Annotated in this window: 15 protein-coding genes; 11 read left to right on the top strand and 4 right to left on the bottom strand. The window is 73.6% G+C overall.

Annotated features, from left to right (window positions below):
• Nucleotides 1-70 precede the first annotated feature (70 nt).
• The 4 genes from ACFV8H_RS36275 to ACFV8H_RS36260 all read left to right on the top strand — a co-directional run bounded on the left by ACFV8H_RS36275 (nt 71) and on the right by ACFV8H_RS36260 (nt 6,245).
• Nucleotides 71-1,984 (top strand): galactose oxidase-like domain-containing protein, encoded by a 1,914-nt coding sequence (locus tag ACFV8H_RS36275; RefSeq protein WP_380408347.1) that lies wholly within the window; start codon nt 71-73, stop codon nt 1,982-1,984.
• 31 nt (nt 1,985-2,015) lie between these two features.
• Complete coding sequence (locus ACFV8H_RS36270; protein ID WP_380408345.1) at nt 2,016-4,415, top strand: Dyp-type peroxidase; 2,400 nt, start codon at nt 2,016-2,018, stop codon at nt 4,413-4,415.
• 80 nt (nt 4,416-4,495) lie between these two features.
• The gene (locus tag ACFV8H_RS36265; RefSeq protein ID WP_375887752.1) at nt 4,496-4,843 is read left to right on the top strand and encodes an MmcQ/YjbR family DNA-binding protein; all 348 of its coding nucleotides are present in this window, start codon (nt 4,496-4,498) and stop codon (nt 4,841-4,843) included.
• 187 nt (nt 4,844-5,030) lie between these two features.
• Nucleotides 5,031-6,245: an alpha/beta hydrolase gene (locus ACFV8H_RS36260; RefSeq protein ID WP_380408343.1), complete on the top strand. Its 1,215-nt coding sequence runs from the start codon at nt 5,031-5,033 to the stop codon at nt 6,243-6,245.
• 36 nt (nt 6,246-6,281) lie between these two features.
• Here the strand turns inward: ACFV8H_RS36260 and ACFV8H_RS36255 are convergent, their stop codons facing one another.
• A complete protein-coding gene (locus ACFV8H_RS36255) occupies nt 6,282-7,265 on the bottom strand; it encodes a helix-turn-helix transcriptional regulator (RefSeq protein ID WP_380408341.1) in 984 nt (327 codons plus the stop codon).
• A gap of 150 nt (nt 7,266-7,415) precedes the next feature.
• Between ACFV8H_RS36255 and ACFV8H_RS36250 the strand changes: the two genes are divergently transcribed.
• On the top strand, nt 7,416-7,994 hold the full coding sequence (locus tag ACFV8H_RS36250; protein WP_380408339.1) for a TIGR03086 family metal-binding protein: 579 nt from the start codon (nt 7,416-7,418) through the stop codon (nt 7,992-7,994).
• A gap of 71 nt (nt 7,995-8,065) precedes the next feature.
• Here the strand turns inward: ACFV8H_RS36250 and ACFV8H_RS36245 are convergent, their stop codons facing one another.
• A complete protein-coding gene (locus ACFV8H_RS36245) occupies nt 8,066-9,079 on the bottom strand; it encodes an aldo/keto reductase (RefSeq protein WP_380408337.1) in 1,014 nt (337 codons plus the stop codon).
• Nucleotides 9,076-9,579, bottom strand: a complete 504-nt coding sequence (locus ACFV8H_RS36240; RefSeq protein WP_380408335.1) for a MerR family transcriptional regulator — start codon at nt 9,577-9,579, stop codon at nt 9,076-9,078. The genes ACFV8H_RS36245 and ACFV8H_RS36240 overlap by 4 nt, the downstream gene beginning before the upstream one ends.
• Nucleotides 9,580-9,694: 115 nt before the next feature.
• Here ACFV8H_RS36240 and ACFV8H_RS36235 point away from each other — a divergent pair, with 115 nt between their 5' ends.
• Nucleotides 9,695-10,528 (top strand): serine hydrolase domain-containing protein, encoded by an 834-nt coding sequence (locus ACFV8H_RS36235; RefSeq protein ID WP_380408333.1) that lies wholly within the window; start codon nt 9,695-9,697, stop codon nt 10,526-10,528.
• 2 nt (nt 10,529-10,530) lie between these two features.
• On the opposite strand, the gene ACFV8H_RS36230 is transcribed toward ACFV8H_RS36235, so the two are convergent.
• Nucleotides 10,531-11,307, bottom strand: coding sequence for a pirin family protein (locus tag ACFV8H_RS36230; protein WP_380408331.1), 777 nt, complete (start codon nt 11,305-11,307; stop codon nt 10,531-10,533).
• 253 nt (nt 11,308-11,560) lie between these two features.
• Between ACFV8H_RS36230 and ACFV8H_RS36225 the strand changes: the two genes are divergently transcribed.
• From ACFV8H_RS36225 to fabF, 5 genes are all read left to right on the top strand, one after another.
• A complete protein-coding gene (locus ACFV8H_RS36225) occupies nt 11,561-12,757 on the top strand; it encodes a PucR family transcriptional regulator (RefSeq protein WP_375888120.1) in 1,197 nt (398 codons plus the stop codon).
• A gap of 91 nt (nt 12,758-12,848) precedes the next feature.
• Entirely contained in the window at nt 12,849-13,817 is a 969-nt protein-coding gene (locus tag ACFV8H_RS36220) for an ACP S-malonyltransferase (protein WP_380408329.1), read from the top strand.
• Nucleotides 13,814-14,851, top strand: coding sequence for a beta-ketoacyl-ACP synthase III (locus tag ACFV8H_RS36215; protein ID WP_375887728.1), 1,038 nt, complete (start codon nt 13,814-13,816; stop codon nt 14,849-14,851). The genes ACFV8H_RS36220 and ACFV8H_RS36215 overlap by 4 nt, the downstream gene beginning before the upstream one ends.
• A gap of 81 nt (nt 14,852-14,932) precedes the next feature.
• Nucleotides 14,933-15,181: an acyl carrier protein gene (locus tag ACFV8H_RS36210; RefSeq protein ID WP_375887726.1), complete on the top strand. Its 249-nt coding sequence runs from the start codon at nt 14,933-14,935 to the stop codon at nt 15,179-15,181.
• Nucleotides 15,182-15,363: 182 nt separating this feature from the next.
• On the top strand, nt 15,364-16,626 hold the full coding sequence (fabF, locus tag ACFV8H_RS36205) for a beta-ketoacyl-ACP synthase II (RefSeq protein ID WP_380408326.1): 1,263 nt from the start codon (nt 15,364-15,366) through the stop codon (nt 16,624-16,626).
• Nucleotides 16,627-16,713: the final 87 nt, after the last annotated feature.

Raw genomic sequence — 16,713 nt, 5'->3', positions numbered from 1 at the left:
GCGCCCGCCCACGGCCCGTCCGTCCGCATTCGCCCCCTCCCCGAACACCCCTCCCTCCCCGAGGAGATCCATGCCCCCGTCCCCGTCCCGCCCGCGGTCCCGGCCCCGGGGCCGCCACCGGCTGCCGGCCGCCGCCGTGGTCCTCGCGGTCACCACCGGAAGCCTGTTGAGCGCCGCCGCCCCGGCGCTCGCCCACGGCGGGGACGACCTCGCCCCGCACGTCGACTCCCGCCGGGTCGCCGAGGAGGTGCGGCAGGACGAGGTCGCCGCCCTGGGCCGGGAGCACGCCGAGGAGCACGCCCGGATGCGCGCGGCCGTCCGCGGCGTCGGCGACTACCCGCAGACCACCCGCACCAACCGGTACAACGCCCTGACCGCCTCCCAGGCCCAGCTCAACAAGGCCTTCGCACCGGAGACCTTCGGCGCCTTCAAGGAGTACTTCCCGTCCCCCGACTTCGGCGACCACGTCGCCCTGCTGCCCACCGGCAAGGTGCTGCTGTTCTCCTTCGAACGGATCGAGACCAACCCCGAGAAGGAACCCGCCCCGACCCAGACCATCGGCAAGGAGAACGCCGGCCGGGCCTTCCTCTGGGACCCGGCCAAGGGCACCGGCAAGGACGCCTTCAAGCGGGTCGACCCGCCGGTCTCGGACATGCCGGACGGCCTGGACGAGCCCCGCCCGGTGCCGTTCTTCTGCTCCGGGCACTCCTTCCTGCCCAACGGCATGCTCGGCGTCTTCGGCGGCAACCTGGGCGGCAACGGCGGCACCGGCGCCAAGCTCTCGCTGGTCTTCGACCCGTGGACGGAGACCTGGACCCGCAACCCCGACATGTCGGTGGGCCGTTGGTACCCCTCGGTGGTCACCGGGGCCGACGGCCGCCAGCTGATCATGTCCGGCCAGTCCGAACTCGGCTACGGCACCCCGACCCCGGTGGTCGAACGCTTCCCCGCCAAGGCCTTCCCCGTCCCGGTGAAGAAGACCGACACCCCGAAGAACACCCCGGTCGAACGGTTCAGGGCCGACGCGCCGTTCAGCTTCGACTACCCGCACCTGTTCTCGCTCAACGACGGCAACGTGTACGGCTTCGGCCGCGCCGCGAACGAGCAGTGGCGGTTCGACCCGGTCGCCGAGACCCGCGCCGACCTCACCGCCCGCCCCGACGGCCGCAAGCGCAACTACGGCTCCGCCGTGATGCTGCCCGGCGGGGCGAACGGCCCGGACTCCGCCCTGGTCCTCGGCGGCGACCGGGACAACCCGGGCACCCTGCGCTTCTCCAACGGCAGCTGGACCGCCGAGAAGTCCCGCGCCTTCGGCCGCACCCAGGACGACACCCTGCTGCTGCCCAACGGCCGACTGATGACGGTCAACGGCGCCTACGACATCCGCGACTACGGCAACGGCCCGTACAACCCGAACGCCGACCTCAAGTACCGCCAGATCGAACTCCGCGACGACCAGGGCAACTGGCAGCTCGGCCCGGTCCAGCGGCTGCCGCGCGGCTACCACTCCAACGCGGTGGTGCTGCCGGACGGCCGGATCATGGTGACCGGCGACGAACTCCAGCAGCTGGCCAACAACACGGACGTCAACGGCACCGTCGACGGCGTCCCGGGCACCACCGGCCCGATCACCATGAACGGCACCATCGAGATCTACGAACCGCCCTACCTCCACCAGGGCGACCGGCCCGCACTCGCCAACGCGCCCACCACGCCGGTCGGGTACGACAAGAGGTTCACCGTCACCAGCACCACCCCGGGGCTCGCCGCCCGGGCCGTCCTGCTGGCCCCGACCACCTCCACCCACTCGGTCAACACCAGCCAGCGGTACGTCGACCTGCGGCTGACCGGCCGGGCCGGCAACCGGCTGGAGTTCCAGGCCCCGCCGGACGCCAAGGCCGCCCCGCCCGGCTGGTACCTGCTCTTCCTGCTCAGCGACAAGGGCGTGCCCAGCGTCGCGCAATGGGTCCAGCTCTCCGCCTGATACCCCCACCCCGAAAGGAGCCCCGAGCACGATGACGACGGAACCGAGCCTGCGCGAGAGCGAAGAGATCCAGGGCGACATCCTGGCCGGCTTCAAGAAGGACAACGTCAGCGTCCTGTTCCTCAAGTTCGAGGACGCCGCCCGCGCCCGCGACTGGCTGCGCAGGCTGACCCCGCAGATCTCCACCACCCGCCAGGTCGCCACGTTCAACGAGGCGTTCAGCGAGGCCAGGAACGCCTCCGGCGGCGACGACCCCAAGTCGCTGACCGCCACCTGGCTGGGCCTCAGCTTCACCTACGAGGGCCTGCGGATGCTCGCCGCCACCGACCCGTTCCCCACACCCCCGCCGGTCGGCGGCGGCCTGGAGGCCTTCAAGGAGGGCTCGGCCCAGCGGGCCGGCGCGCTCGGCGACACCGGCGACAACTCCCCGGAGAACTGGCTGTTCGGCAACGGGAGGAACCAGCCCGTCCACGCCCTGCTCAAGATCTCCGCGGACACCGAGCAGGACCTCCAGGCGGCCGTCGAGGCGCAGCGGATCGCCGCCGCCGAGTGCCGGGTCCTGATCGTCTACCAACAGAACGCCCGGACCCTGCTGGGCAGTCGGCGCGGCAAGGAGCACTTCGGCTTCAAGGACGGCATCAGCGAACCCGGCGTCAAGGGCTTCGACCGGCCGAACCCGGCCAAGCCGGAGGAGGAGGACGGCCACCCGGGCACCCGGCTGCTCCCGGCCGGCGAGTTCGTCTGCGGCCTGGAGAACGACGCGTTCAGCGGCCCGCCGTCCCAGTACCCCGAGTGGGCGCGCAACGGCTCCTTCCAGGTGGTCCGCCGGCTCGCCCAGGACGTCCCCGGCTGGTGGTCGCAGGTCTCGGTCAAGCTGCGGGAGCTCAAGCAGGCCAAGGCCGTCCCGGAGAGCGCCACCACCGAGTGGCTGGCCGCCCGGATGGTCGGCCGCTGGCGCTCCGGCGCACCGGTCTGCAAGCACCAGGACCGGGACGTCCCGAACAGCCCGAGCGCCGCCAACGACAACGACTTCGACTTCCGGGACGACCTGGAGGGCCTGGTCACACCGCTCTGGTCGCACCTGCGCAAGACCAGCCCGCGGGCCGGCCTCCAGGAGAGCCCGGACAAGCCGCCGTTCGACGCCGGGATCCTGGACGGCCGGCGGATCATCCGCCGGGGCACCCCGTACGGCGCCCCGTTCGACCCGGCCTCCGAGGGCCCGGGCGGCCCGGACGACCCGCGCGGACTGCTGTTCATCTGCTACCAGGCCGACATCCAGCGGCAGTTCGAGTTCATCCAGGCCGACTGGATGGACCAGCCGAACTTCCCGCCGAACCGGGACAGCGGCGGCGTCGTCCCGCCCGGCCACGCCGACCCCAGGCCGGTGCCCGGCAAGGACCCGGTGACCCAGGAGGCCCCGGACGTCGACCACGAGAGCCGGGGGCCGGACGGCCTGATCAACCACACCCCGGTGAGCTTCCAGCAGTTCGTCCGGACCACCGGCTCGGTCTACGCCTTCATGCCCTCGCTCGGCATCCTGCGCGGGCTCTGCGAGGGCCGGCTCACCCCGGTCGGGCAGAACGGCAGCCAGACGGGCCAGACCGGCCAGAGCGGCACCCAGACCGGCCAGACGGGCCAGACGGGGACCCAGACCGGCGGGCAGCCCAAGCCGCAGCCCGTGAAGGCCTACCCGTGCGACGAGTTCGTCGGCGTCCCGGACCAGTACCGCAAGGGCGGCCAGAGCCGGTACTGGGCCTTCCACGGCGACCGCTGCCGGGTGATCTCGGTCGCCGACGGCTCCGCCCACACCGACCGCAAGGTCGAGGACGACACCTGGCTGACCAGCTGGACCTGCCTCCAGGGCATCGGCCGGGTGGACTGCGTGCTGCCCGTCCCGGACCAGCAGGACCCGGGCGGCAAGAGCTGGTACTGGGTGTTCCACAGCACCGTCGGCCGCCAGCAGTACCGACTGGTCTCGATCACCTGCGGCGGCGGCCGGTACACCACCGCGCTGGAACGCTCGGACCGCGACCTCACCTCCTGGGGCTCGCTCAGCGGCGTCGGCCAGGTCGACTGCTGGCTGCCGGTGCCGGACCAGCAGCGGGTCGGCGGGAAGAGCTGGTACTGGTGCTTCCACACCACCAGCGGCCGCCAGCAGTACCGGCTGATCTCGATCGCCGACGGCTCCGCCCACACCGACGTACGGGAGCGCACCGACCGTGAGCTCTCCCAGTGGAGCTCACTGAACGGGCTCAGCCGGGTGGACTGCTTCCTGCCCGTCCCGGACCGCCAACGGGTCAGCGGCAGCAGCGAGTTCTGGGTCTTCTGCGGCCAGAGCTACCGCCGGATCTCGATCGCCGACGGCAGCGGCCACCCGGACCGGCTGGTCGACGGCGACCGGACCTGCGACAACTGGGCCTCGCTCGGCTGAGCGCCGCCCGCGCCCCGCACCCCCTCGCTCGGCCCGGGGGTGCGGGGGCGCGCAGCGGGGCCCTGCTCTACCCTGCCGCCATGGTGACGTTCGACGAGTTCCGCGCGATGGCCCTGGCCCTGCCGGAGGCCGCCCAGGAACCGACCTGGGGCATCCAGACCCTGCGGGTGCGCGGCAAGGTCTTCGCGATGGGCGACCCCGACGGCGACAGCGTCACCGTCAAGGCCACCCGCGAGGACCAGGCCGAACTGATCGCCGCCGAGCCCGAGGTGTTCTCCTTCGCGCGCTACGTCGGACGCCACGGCTGGGTGAGCGTCCGGCTGGACCTGGTCGACCCGGAGGAGCTGCGCGACGTGGTCACCGAGGCCTGGCGGCGGACGGCCCCCAAGCGGGTGGTCTCCGAACATGACGCCCGCCACTCCGCTTAGCACCGCCGGAACGGCCACACAAGGACGTCGGGAGGACACTCCCGGTTCATGTGATCCATCCCACAGTTTGGGCGTGTCCGTCACCCTCCTGTGACCTCTACGCTTTCCCAGGGAAGTCAGCAAGTCCATTTCGCACCCTCCGGGCACCGCCCGAGAAACGGTGACGGGCCCCAAGGGAGTTGGTGCGGTGCGCAACCGTCGACGCTGGAAGCGGGTACTGATCGGGGCGTTCGCGGGTTGTGCCGTGCTCGCCGACGCCGGTGCCTCGGCAGCCGCCGCCGCGGTCTCCTCGGAGCAGCTGGCGATCTCCACGCCTCCGGCCGGCAGCGCCGCCTGGATCCAGGACCACTCCTTCGGCCGCGTCCTGCCCGACCCGGCCACCACCAGCCCGGCCGACGCCGCCGCCTTCTTCGCCTCGCTCGCCCCCACCGAGCTGGACCGGCTGATCAAGGACTACCCGCTGGTCGTCGGCAACTACGACGGCGCCCCGCTGGACCTGCGCTACCGCGCCAACCGGATCGCCCTGGCGAACGAGCGCGACGCCGCCCGGGCCCGGGCGGCCGACAAGAAGCTGGACGCCGACACCCGCGCGCTGGCCGTCTCCCGCGCCAACGACGTCGACCACCTGCTCACCCCCGACCGGCAGGTCCTCGCCTTCGACCCGCGCGGCCGCGGCCTGGTCACCGAGGTCTGGGGCGACCTCGCCGACGCCGAGCACGTCTCCGTGATCGTCCCCGGCTCCGACGCCGACCTCGGCCACTTCGACCAGGCGGCCGAGCCGCTGCGGTCCCCGGCCGGCATGGCCCGCGCCCTGTACTCCGAGGAGCAGCGCCAGGCCCCGGGCACCCGCACCGCCGTGATCGCCTGGACGGGGTACGTCACCCCCTCGGGCCTCGGCCCGGACGCGGCCACCTCCCGGCTCGCCGACGTCGCCGCGCCCCGGCTGGAGCGACTGCTGGCGGGCCTGCGGGAGACCACCCGCCCGGACGCGCCCCCGGCGCTGCTCTGCCACTCGTACGGCTCGGTGGTGTGCGGCACCGCCGCCCCGAAGATCCCGCGGGCGGCCGCCTCGCCGTCCGACACCTCCGGCATCACCGACATGATGGTGTTCGGCAGCCCGGGCATGGGCGTGCAGTCCGCCGACGAGCTGGGCACCGGCGTCCATGTGTGGGCCACCCGCAACCCCAGCGACTGGATCGGCAACGTCCCGTTCCTGGAGGTCGGCAAGCTCGGCCACGGCGCCGACCCGACCGGCGGCGGCTTCGGTGCCGAGCAGATCTCCTCCGCCCGCGCGGCCGGCCACAACGGCTACTTCACCGACGGCACCGACAGCCTGCACAACTTCGCGGCGATCTCGCTCGGCGACTACCGCGACGTCGTCCGGCCCCAGTCCAACTCCTAGCCGCTCCCGGCCCAACTCCCGGCCGCCGCTGGGGCGTTACTGCTCCTGGTACAGCCGCAGGGCCTCCGCCGCCGCCCGCGCCAGCTCGCGCCGGGCGGCCGGCGGGCCCAGCACCTCGACCTCGGCGCCGAAGGCCAGCAGCGAGCGGACGGCCGCCGCGGACGGGAAGGCCATCGCCAGCTCGACCCACTCCTCGGCCGCCCCGCTGTCCGTCTCCGGCGGCAGGGCCGTGACCCGGCCGCCGTGGATGCGCAGGAACATGTCCAGCCGCCCGCGCCGCACCCGCACCGGTACCGGCACGTCCACGGGCAGCCGCTCCACCTGCTCGCGCAGCGCCGCCCACACCTCGCCGAGTGCCACCCCGGCCCGGCGGCGCACCGCCTCCTCGGCGGTCTCGGCGGCGAGCACCCGGTCGGCCCGGAACAGCCGCGGCTCGCCGTGCAGATCGGCCACCAGGTACCAGACCGCGGCCTTGTTCACCAGGCCGTACGGGTCGACGGTGTACTCCACCGGCGCGGGCGCCCCGCTGTGCCGGTAGCGCAGCCGCAGCCGCCGGTCGGCGAACACCGCGTACTGCAGCTCGCCCAGGTCCGGCGGACCGCCGGTGCCCGCCTGCGGGTTCTGCATCCAGCGTGCCGGGTCGACCAGGATCCGCTCGCTGACCCGCTCGGCGGCCGGGCGGTGCGGGGCGGGCAGCGCGGCCATCACCTTGCGCAGCGCCGAGCCGAGCGCACCGTCCAGCCCGAGGTCGCTGTGGGCGCCCTGGGCGGAGAGCACGAACAGGGCCCGCGCCTCGTCGGCGGTCAGCCCGGTGACGTCGGTGCGGTAGCCGGGCAGCAGGTTGATGCCGCCGTGCCGGCCGCGTTCGGTGAACACCGGCACCCCGGCGGCGGAGAGCGACTCGACGTCCCGGTAGATGGTGCGGACGGACACCTCCAGCCGTTCGGCCAGTTCGGTGGCGGGCACCCGGCCCCGGGTCTGGAGCAGCAGCAGGATCGAGAGCAGGCGGTCGGCCTTCATGGCTCCAGGATCCCAAGAATCCTGACGGCACTTGTCAGGTTTTACTGGGAGATTGCGTTCCGAGCCCGACCGAACGGTCCGAGCAGGGACCGCCCCGAGCAAAGGGCCGCCCCGAGCAAGGGCCGCACCGCACCCAGGAGTTGACCGCAGATGAACGCCGTCCAGGACGCCCGCCCGCAGTACCTCACCGCCCTCGGACAGTTGGCGCAGCTGGTCGCCGCCGTCACCCCCGCCGACCTCGACCGGCCCACCCCGTGCGACGAGTACACGCTGCGTCAGCTGCTGAACCACGTGGTCGGCGGCATCCACCGGTTCGCCTACATGGGCGAGGGCGGCCTGGCCGCGGACATCCTGCCCGGCATCGAGGACCCGGCGGACGACGGCTGGCCGGCCGCGCTCGCCCGGGCCGCCGCCCGCGCCACCGCCGCCTGGGCGGACGACGCCAAGCTGGGCCGCCCGACCTCCGCGCCCTGGGGCGAGGTGCCCGGCGGGATGGTGGTCGGCGGCTACGTGATGGAGACGGTGACCCACTCCTGGGACATCGCCACCGCCCTCGGCAACGGCTTCGCCCTGGACGAGGGGCTGGCCCGCACCGCGCTGGCCGTCGCCGAGCTGGTGCTGCCGCCCGAGGGCCGGGTCGAGGGGGTCCCGTTCGGCGCGGTGCTGCCGGTCGCCGAGGACGCCGACGTGCACGCCCGGCTGGCCGCCTGGATGGGCCGCAAGGCCTGAGGCCGCACAACCCCGTGCGGGGCCGGGGAGGTCCTCGACCTCCCCGGCCCCGCACCGCTTGTACTACCCGACTACTCGCGCCCGACCGAGGTGTTGCTCATGTCCGCGTAGCGCTCGCCCGCCACCCGGCCGGCCAGCGGCTCCAGCAGCGCCAGCTCCTCCGCGCTCAGCCGCAGGGCGACCGCGCCGGTGTTCTCGGCGAGCCGGCTGCGCTTGCGGGTGCCGGGGATCGGCACCACGGTCAGCCCGTGCACCTGGGCCCGCTGCTGGACCCAGGCCAGCGCGACCTGGGCGAGCGTCACGTCGTGGGCGGCGGCGATCTCCCGCAGCGGGGTGAGCAGTTCGCCGTTGGCGACGGCGTTCTCCCCGGTGTAGCGCGGGCTGCTGCGGCGGAAGTCGCCCGCCGTGAGGGTCGCCGCGTCCTGGAAGGCGCCGGTCAGGAAGCCGCGCCCGAGCGGCGAGTACGGCACGAAGGCGACGCCCAGCTCGGCCGCGGTCGGCACCGCGGAGCGCTCGACGTCCCGGGCGAACACCGACCACTCGGACTGCACCGCGGCGATCGGGTGGACGGCGTGCGCCTCGCGCAGCTCGGCCCCGGTCACCTCGGACAGCCCCAGCCGCCGCACCTTGCCGGCCTTCACCAGCTCGGCCATCGCGCCGACCGAGTCGGCCAGCGGCACGGCCGGGTCACGGCGGTGCATGTAGTACAGGTCGATCGTCTCCACGCCGAGGCGGCGCAGCGAGCCCTCCACCGCGGTGCGGATGTACTCCGGGTCGTTGCGGATGGCCCGGCGGCTCGGGTCCTCCTCGCTGCGGTCGATGGCGAACTTGGTGGCGATGACCACCCGGTCGCGGTTGGCGCGGACGAAGGGGGCGAGGAACTCCTCGTTGCGGCCGTGGCCGTACATGTCCGCGGTGTCGAACAGGGTGACGCCGGCCTCCAGCGCGGCGTCCAGGGTGGCGCGCGCCTCGTCGGAGTCGGTCGGGCCGTAGAACTCGCTCATGCCCATGCAGCCGAGGCCCTGGACGCCCACCAGCGGGCCGTCGGTGCCGAGGGGTGCGGTGGGGAGGACGGGGTGAGTCATGCGCTCTGCTCTTCCTCTACTCGGTGGTACTGGCATCGGACGGGGGCGCCGGCACTGTCGGCGATCCTCCCGGCATAGAGATCGATCTTGTGGTCGAGGACGGCCAGGGTCGCCTGGAGGTCGACGATCCGCTGCCGGACCTCCTCGCGCTGGGTCTCCAGCAGCTCCCGGCGCTCGACGTAGGTCTCGTCGCCGCGGCGGGTCATGTCGACGTACTTGAGCATGTCCGCCACCGACATCCCGGTCAGCCGCAGCCGGCCCAGGAAGGCCAGCCGGCGCAGGTCGCCGTCGCAGTAGCGGCGCTGGCCGCCGGCCGCGCGGTCGACCGGGTCGAGCAGGCCGATCCGCTCGTACCAGCGGAGCGTGTGGGCGGTCAGCCCGCTGACGGCGGCGACCTCGCTGATGGTGTGCCGCGGGGTCCGGTCCGGCTCACTGTCCTGGCCGTTGAAGACCTCGGCGCAGCTGCGCAGACCGGCCCGGGCCCGTACGGGTGTGGCCATGATCGATTCCCCCTGTCCTGTGACGACGACGCTACCGAGTTGGAGTGCACTCCAAGCAAGCCACCCACCCGGGTGCCCCCGCCACCCGGCCGGACCGCACATTAGAGTCGACCGCATGGAGAGCTTGCGGATGATCGACAACTGGCCCGTGCCCCACGCCGCCGCCGCGGTGGTCCGGGGGTCGGACGGCGCGGTGCTGGGCGCCCACGGCCCGCAGCAGCACCTCTTCCCGCTGGCCTCGGTGACCAAGCTGCTCACCTCCTACGCGGCCCTGGTCGCCCTGGAGGAGGGCGTGTTCGAGCTGGACGACCCGGCCGGCCCGCCCGGCTCCACCGTCCGCCACCTGCTCGCCCACACCTCGGGCCTCGGCTTCGACGAGGACCGGCTGTTCTCCGAGCCCGGCAAGCGCCGGCTCTACTCCAACGCCGGTTTCGACGTCCTGGCGGCCACCCTGGCCGAGGCCGCCGGGATCGCGTTCCACCGGTACGTCGCCGAGGCGGTGTTCGAGCCGCTGGGCATGCACGACACCCTGATCAACACCGCGAGCAAGTCCCCGGCCGGCGCCGGCGGCCTGTCCACGGTGGCCGACCTGGCCCGGTTCGCCGCCGAGCTGCAGTCCCCGAAGCTGCTGGACCCGTCCACCGTCCACCGGGCCACCCGCGAGGTCGCCTTCCCCGGCACCAGCGGCGTGCTGCCCGGCTACGGCCACCGCCGCCCGAACGACTGGGGCCTCGGCTTCGAGATCCGCGACGGCAAGAGCCCGCACTGGACCGGCACCGCCAACTCCCCCGAGACCTTCGGCCACTTCGGCCAGTCCGGCACCTTCCTCTGGGTCGACCCGCGGGCCGGCGCGGCCTGCGTCGCGCTCACCGACCGGGACTTCGGCCCCTGGGCCGTGGAGGCCTGGCCGCCGCTGTCCGACGCCGTCCTCGGCGAACTGCGGGGCTGACCTCAGCCGTACGAGACCGGCGAGTGCATCTCCCAGAGCAGGAGTTCGGCGCCGGTCTCCCCGGCCGCCGGATCGGCGAAGGCCTCGCCGGTGACCCGCACGCTGTCGCCGGGCGCCATCGACCGCCCGGCGCCCTTGGGCCCGGGCACGGTCCGGTAGCCCAGGGAGCCGGCCGTCAGGTGGGCGTACCGCCAGGGCGCGGCGGGCAGTTCGGGCAGCGGCTGCCAGGGGCCGGCGGTGGCCAGCCAGAGCGCGGCGTCGCGGCGTCGCAGCCGCAGGGCGTCCGTCCCGGCGTCGCGCTCCAGGCCGGAGGCCAGCAGCGTCAACCCGCCGTCCGCCGGCTCCACCTTGCGCAGCCCGTACGCGGGGTCGGCGTCGAACTCGTCCGGCTGGAGCCACATCTGGACGAAGCGCACCGGCCCGGTGGCGCCGCCGACGTTGCGCTCGGTGTGGGTGACCCCGGAGCCGGCGCTGAGGTGCTGGACCATGCCCGGGCGCACCACCCCGCCGTGGCCGTGCGAGTCCCGGTGTGCCAGCGCGCCCTCCAGCACCCAGGTGAGGATCTCGGTGTCGCGGTGCTTGTGCTCCTCGAACCCGGCGCCGGGCGCCAGGAGTTCCTCGTTGCACGCGAGCAGCGCGCCGAAGTGGGTGTTCTTCGGGTCGTAGTGGCCGGAGAAGGAGAACGCGTGCCGGGTCTCGATGCCCTCGGCGGGGGTGGAGCGGTAGCGCTCGGCGGTGCGGCGCTGGTCGGCGCGGGGGCGGGCGGCGTCGTCGGTCACGCCCCTCACCGTACTGCTCCGGACGGCGCGCGCCGGGGCGCGGACGCGCCCCGCGCCCCGGGGCCGTGAGCGGCACCACCGCGCCCCCGCACCGGGGGGTGTGCACGAGCAGTCACTCGCGTGAGGCAGTCTTGTCCTTGTGCCAGCCGCTTCCGCGAACTCCAAGAGCGAACCCACGCCCCCCGCCGAACCCACCGGGAAGAGCCCGGCTCCCCGGACCGCCCGCGACCGCCCCGGCCGCCCCGCCCCCCGTCTGACCGCCCAGGAGCGCCGGAACGCCGCCGAGCGGGCCGAGCGCCGGGCCGCGACGCTCAAGCGGCTGGAGAAGTCCTCGGGGAAGCTGGCCACCGCCGCGATCTCGCGGATGGACGACCAGCTCGGCTGGTACCGGCGGATGCCGCCGGAGCACCGCTCCTGGATCGGCCTGGTCGCCCAGGCCGGCATCGCCGCCTTCACCGAGTGGTACCGCCACCCGGAGGCCGCCCGGGCGATCTCCACCGACGTCTTCGGCACCGCCCCGCGCGAGCTGACCAGGGCGATCACGCTGCGCCAGACCGTGGAGCTGATCCGCACCACGATCGAGGTGATGGAGGAGGCCATCGAGGAGGTGGCCGCCCCCGGCGACGAGGCGGACATGCGCGAGTCCGTGCTGGTCTACGCCCGGGAGATCGCCTTCGCCACCGCCCAGGTGTACGCCCAGGCGGCCGAGGCGCGCGGCGCCTGGGACGCCCGGCTGGAGGCGCTGGTGGTGAACTCCCTGCTGTCCGGCGACGCCGACGAGGGCGTGCTGTCCCGGGCGGCCGCCCTGGGCTGGGGGCAGCCCAGCCAGGTCCGGGTGGTGATGGGCAGCGCGCCGGACGGCGACAGCGAGCTGGTGGTCGAGGCGATCCGCCGGGCCGCCCGGTACGCCAAGCTGAACGTGCTGACCGGGGTGCTGGGCAAGCGCCTGGTGGTCGTGGTCGGCGGTGAGAAGGAGCCGGTGCACGCCGCCCGGGCGCTGATCGGCCAGTTCGCGCCGGGCCCGGTGGTGATCGGCCCGACCGTGCCGGACCTGCTCTCGGCGACCCGCTCGGCGCACGCCGCCGCGTCCGGCCTGCGTGCCTGCGCCGCCTGGCCGGACGCCCCGCGCCCGGTGCTCGCCGACGACCTGCTGCCCGAACGGGCGCTCGCCGGGGACCAGGCCGCCCGCCGCCAGTTGGTGGAGGAGATCTACACACCGCTGGACGAGGCCGGCTCCGCCCTGCTGGAGACGCTGAGCGTCTACCTGGAGCAGGCGTCCTCCCTGGAGGGCGCGGCCCGAATGCTCTTCGTGCACCCCAACACGGTGCGCTACCGGCTACGACGTGTGACCGACGTCACGGGGTACGCCCCCTCCGACGTACGTTCGGCGTTCACCCTGCGGATCGCACTGGCCCTCGGCCGGCTCACCGCCGCCGGGGAGCCCGGCTGAGCCGGGGTGTAGGGACCATACAATCCCGGATGGTTTTCTTCGTTACCGTCGCCTACCCGCCCCCGGGCGCCTGGCGAGAGAGGGTTGAACCGTGCTCGTAATCGTCGCCCCTGGACAGGGTGCCCAGTCCCCCGGTTTCCTCAGCCCCTGGCTGGAGCTGGACGGTGTCGCCGACCGCCTGCGCCGTTGGTCGGAGCCCGCCGGGCTCGACCTGGTGCACGCCGGGACGGAGGCCTCCGCCGAGGAGATCAAGGACACGGCCGTCGCCCAGCCGCTGCTGGTCGCGGCCGGTCTGGTGACCGCCCGCGCGCTGTTCCCGGACGAGGACGCCGCCCGCAAGCTGACCGGCGCCGTCGCCGGCCACAGCGTCGGTGAGATCACCGCCGCCGCCCTCGCCGGGGTGTTCGGCGCCGCCGAGGCGCTGACCTTCGTCCGTGAGCGCGGCCTGGCCATGGCCGAGGCCGCCACCGTCACCGAGACCGGCATGACCGCCGTGCTCGGCGGCGACCCCGAGGTCGTCGCGGCGAAGCTGGCCGAGCACGGCCTGACCGCGGCCAACAACAACGGCGGCGGCCAGATCGTCGCGGCCGGCACGCTGGTCCAGCTGGAGGCCCTCAAGGCGGACCCGCCGGCCGGCGCCAAGCTGATCGCGCTCAAGGTGGCCGGTGCGTTCCACACCGAGCACATGGCCCCCGGTGTCGAGCGGCTCGCCGCGCTGGCCCCGAGCCTGGCCGTGGCCGACCCGCAGGTCACCTACGTGTCCAACAGGGACGGCGGGGTCGTCGACTCCGGCGCCGAGGTGCTGGCCCGCCTGGTGTCGCAGGTCTCCAACCCGGTCCGCTGGGACCTCTGCACGGAGACCCTCGGCCGGCTGGGCGCGACCGCCGTGATCGAGCTGTCCCCCGCGGGCACGCTCACGGGGCTGCTCAAGCGCAACCTCAAGGGCGTGGCCACGCTCGCCCTGAAGACCCCCGCCGACCTGGACAAGGCCCGTGCGCTCATCGCGGAGCACGGCGGCCAGGAGCAGCCGGACCAGCAGGACCAGGAGGACCTGGCATGACCAAGCCGCAGATCCGCCCCGCCACCGGCGCGCAGTACTCCCGGATCCACGGGGTCGGCGGCTACCGCCCGGTCCGGGTCATCCCCAACTCCGAGGTCCTGGAGTGGATCGACTCCTCGGACGAGTGGATCCGCACCCGGAGCGGGATCGCCGAGCGCCGCTGGGCGGGCCCGGAGGAGAGCGTCGCCGAGATGTCGCTGCAGGCCGCCGGCAAGGCCGTCGCGCAGGCCGGCATCTCCGCCGAGCAGATCGGCGGCGTGATCGTCGCGACCGTCTCGCACCTCAAGCAGACCCCCGCGATCGCCACCGAGATCGCCGAGCGGCTCGGCTGCGGCACCGCCCCGGCGTTCGACATCTCGGCCGCCTGCGCCGGCTTCGGCTACGGCCTGGGCCTGGCCGACGGCATGATCCGCGGCGGCAACGCCGAGTACGTGCTGGTGATCGGCGTCGAGCGGCTCAGCGACCTGACCGACAAGTCGGACCGCTCGACCGCCTTCATCTTCGGCGACGGCGCCGGTGCCGCGATCGTCGGCCCGTCCGACACGCCGGGCATCGGCAAGCTGATCTGGGGCTCGGACGGCTCGCAGTCCGACGTCATCAGCCAGACGCAGGCCTGGGACACCGCCTTCGCCAAGCCCGACGCCATCAACGGCCCGGGCGAGGAGCAGGACCACAAGTGGCCGGCCCTGCGGATGGACGGCCAGCCGGTGTTCCGCTGGGCGGTCTGGGAGATGGCCAAGGTGGCCCAGCAGGCGCTGGACGCCGCCGGGATCACCGCCGACCAGCTCGGCGCCTTCATCCCGCACCAGGCCAACATGCGGATCACCGACGCCATGATCAAGGCGCTCAAGCTGCCCGCGTCGGTGCCGGTCGCCCGCGACATCGCGGAGACCGGCAACACCTCCGCGGCCTCCATCCCGCTGGCGATGGAGCGCATGCTGGAGTCCGGCGAGGCCCACAGCGGCGACCTCGCGCTGATCATCGGGTTCGGGGCGGGTCTCGTCTACGCCGCGGCAGTCGTTACGCTCCCCTAGGCGCGTTTCGCCCCACCCCATCCACAAGCCCGTGCCCGGCCGACGGTCGGACACGTTCAACACCGAAGAGGAGCAGCCGGTATGGCTTACACCAAGGACGAGGTCCTGGAAGGTCTCGCCGAGATCGTCAACGAGATCGCCGGGATCCCGGGCGAGGACGTCCAGGAGGACAAGTCCTTCACCGACGACCTGGACGTCGACTCGCTGTCCATGGTCGAGGTCGTCGTGGCCGCCGAGGAGCGCTTCGACGTCAAGATCCCGGACGACGAGGTCAAGAACCTGAAGACCGTCGGCGACGCGGTGAACTACATCCTCACCAACGCCGCCTGAGCGATCGACTCGTACGAGTCGCCCAGTCCGTCCGGCGTGACGAACGCCCAGGACGGCTGACCCGTCGGCCCGGCTCCGAGAGCCAGGTCGACCCGCCGGCCGGGACGCCCCACCGGGCGCCCGGCCGGGCCCTTCTTCGGCTCGCCGCCGACCCCGCACGAAACGTGAAAGAAGAGAAACCAGTGACCGCTGAGAACCGAACCGTGGTCGTCACGGGTATCGGCGCCTTCACGCCGCTGGGCGGCGACGCCGCCACCACCTGGGAGAACCTGATCGCCGGGCGCTCCGGAGTGGCGGCGCTGACCGAGGAGTGGGCCCAGGACCTGCCGGTCCGGATCGCCGCACGCACCGCGGTCGAGCCGGGCGAGATCCTGCCCCGCCCGCTGGCCCGCAAGCTCGACCGCTCCGCCCAGTTCGCGCTGATCGCCGCCCGCGAGGCCTGGGCCGACGCCGGCTACGAGACCCCGGCCACCGACGAGTCCTCCAAGCTCGCCCCCGAGCGCCTGGGCGCCGTGATCGCCTCCGGCATCGGCGGCGTGACCACCCTGCTCGACCAGTACGACGTGCTGCGGGAGAAGGGCGCCCGCAAGGTCTCCCCGCACACCGTCCCGATGCTGATGCCCAACTCCCCTGCGGCCAACGTCGGCCTGGAGGTCGGCGCCCGCGCGGGTGTGCACACCCCCGTCTCCGCCTGCGCCTCCGGCGCCGAGGCGATCGGCTACGCGATCGAGATGATCCGCAGCGGCCGCGCCGACGTCGTGGTGGCCGGCGGCACCGAGGCGGCCATCCACCCGCTGCCGATCGCCGCGTTCGCCAACATGATGGCGATGTCCAAGAACAACGACGAGCCCGAGCGTGCCTCGCGCCCGTACGACAAGGCCCGGGACGGCTTCGTGCTGGGCGAGGGCGCCGGCGTGGTCGTGCTGGAGTCGCTGGAGCACGCCGAGGCCCGCAACGCCCGGATCTACTGCGAGGCCGTCGGCCAGGGCCTGTCCTCGGACGCCCACCACATCGCCCAGCCCGAGCCGACCGGCGCCGGTGTGGCCCGCGCGCTGGCCGACCTGTTCGACCGCAACGAGCTGGACAAGGCCGAGATCGTGCACGTCAACGCGCACGCCACCTCGACCCCGCAGGGCGACACCGCCGAGCTCAAGGCGCTCCGCAAGGAGCTGGGCGAGGACCTCGACCACATCCTGGTCTCCGCCACCAAGTCGATGACCGGCCACCTGCTGGGCGGCGCCGGCGGCATCGAGACCGTCGCCACCGTGCTGGCGCTGTACCACCGGATCGCCCCGCCGACCATCAACGTCGAGGAGCTGGACGACGAGGTGGACGCGAAGGTCGTGACCGAGGCGACCCCGCTGCCCGAGGGCCGGATCGCCGCGCTGAACAACTCGTTCGGCTTCGGCGGCCACAACGTGGTGCTGGCCTTCCGCACCCGCTGACGCCCGTGACGGAGGGGCGGGGGGGGGGGGAGCGCGGCCGCCCCCCCCGCCGGGTGGGCCCCCGGCGCCGAACACCAAGGGGCGCCA

Source organism: Kitasatospora sp. NPDC059827 (assembly GCF_042731675.1).
Taxonomy (GTDB): Bacteria; Actinomycetota; Actinomycetes; order Streptomycetales; family Streptomycetaceae; genus Kitasatospora.
The sequence above is the reverse complement of the archived record's forward strand: the minus strand, read 5'-3'. Positions and strand labels throughout refer to the sequence as shown.

Excerpts from the sequence above, each read along its gene's own strand:
- ACFV8H_RS36270 (WP_380408345.1), top strand. The coding sequence starts at position 2,016 with ATGACGACGGAACCGAGCCTGCGCGAGAGCGAAGAGATCCAGGGCGAC.
- ACFV8H_RS36240 (WP_380408335.1), bottom strand. The coding sequence starts at position 9,579 with ATGGCCACACCCGTACGGGCCCGGGCCGGTCTGCGCAGCTGCGCCGAG.
- ACFV8H_RS36235 (WP_380408333.1), top strand. The coding sequence starts at position 9,695 with ATGGAGAGCTTGCGGATGATCGACAACTGGCCCGTGCCCCACGCCGCC.
- ACFV8H_RS36250 (WP_380408339.1), top strand. The coding sequence starts at position 7,416 with ATGAACGCCGTCCAGGACGCCCGCCCGCAGTACCTCACCGCCCTCGGA.
- ACFV8H_RS36255 (WP_380408341.1), bottom strand. The coding sequence starts at position 7,265 with ATGAAGGCCGACCGCCTGCTCTCGATCCTGCTGCTGCTCCAGACCCGG.
- ACFV8H_RS36275 (WP_380408347.1), top strand. The coding sequence starts at position 71 with ATGCCCCCGTCCCCGTCCCGCCCGCGGTCCCGGCCCCGGGGCCGCCAC.
- ACFV8H_RS36215 (WP_375887728.1), top strand. The coding sequence starts at position 13,814 with ATGACCAAGCCGCAGATCCGCCCCGCCACCGGCGCGCAGTACTCCCGG.
- ACFV8H_RS36210 (WP_375887726.1), top strand. The coding sequence starts at position 14,933 with ATGGCTTACACCAAGGACGAGGTCCTGGAAGGTCTCGCCGAGATCGTC.
- ACFV8H_RS36245 (WP_380408337.1), bottom strand. The coding sequence starts at position 9,079 with ATGACTCACCCCGTCCTCCCCACCGCACCCCTCGGCACCGACGGCCCG.
- ACFV8H_RS36265 (WP_375887752.1), top strand. The coding sequence starts at position 4,496 with ATGGTGACGTTCGACGAGTTCCGCGCGATGGCCCTGGCCCTGCCGGAG.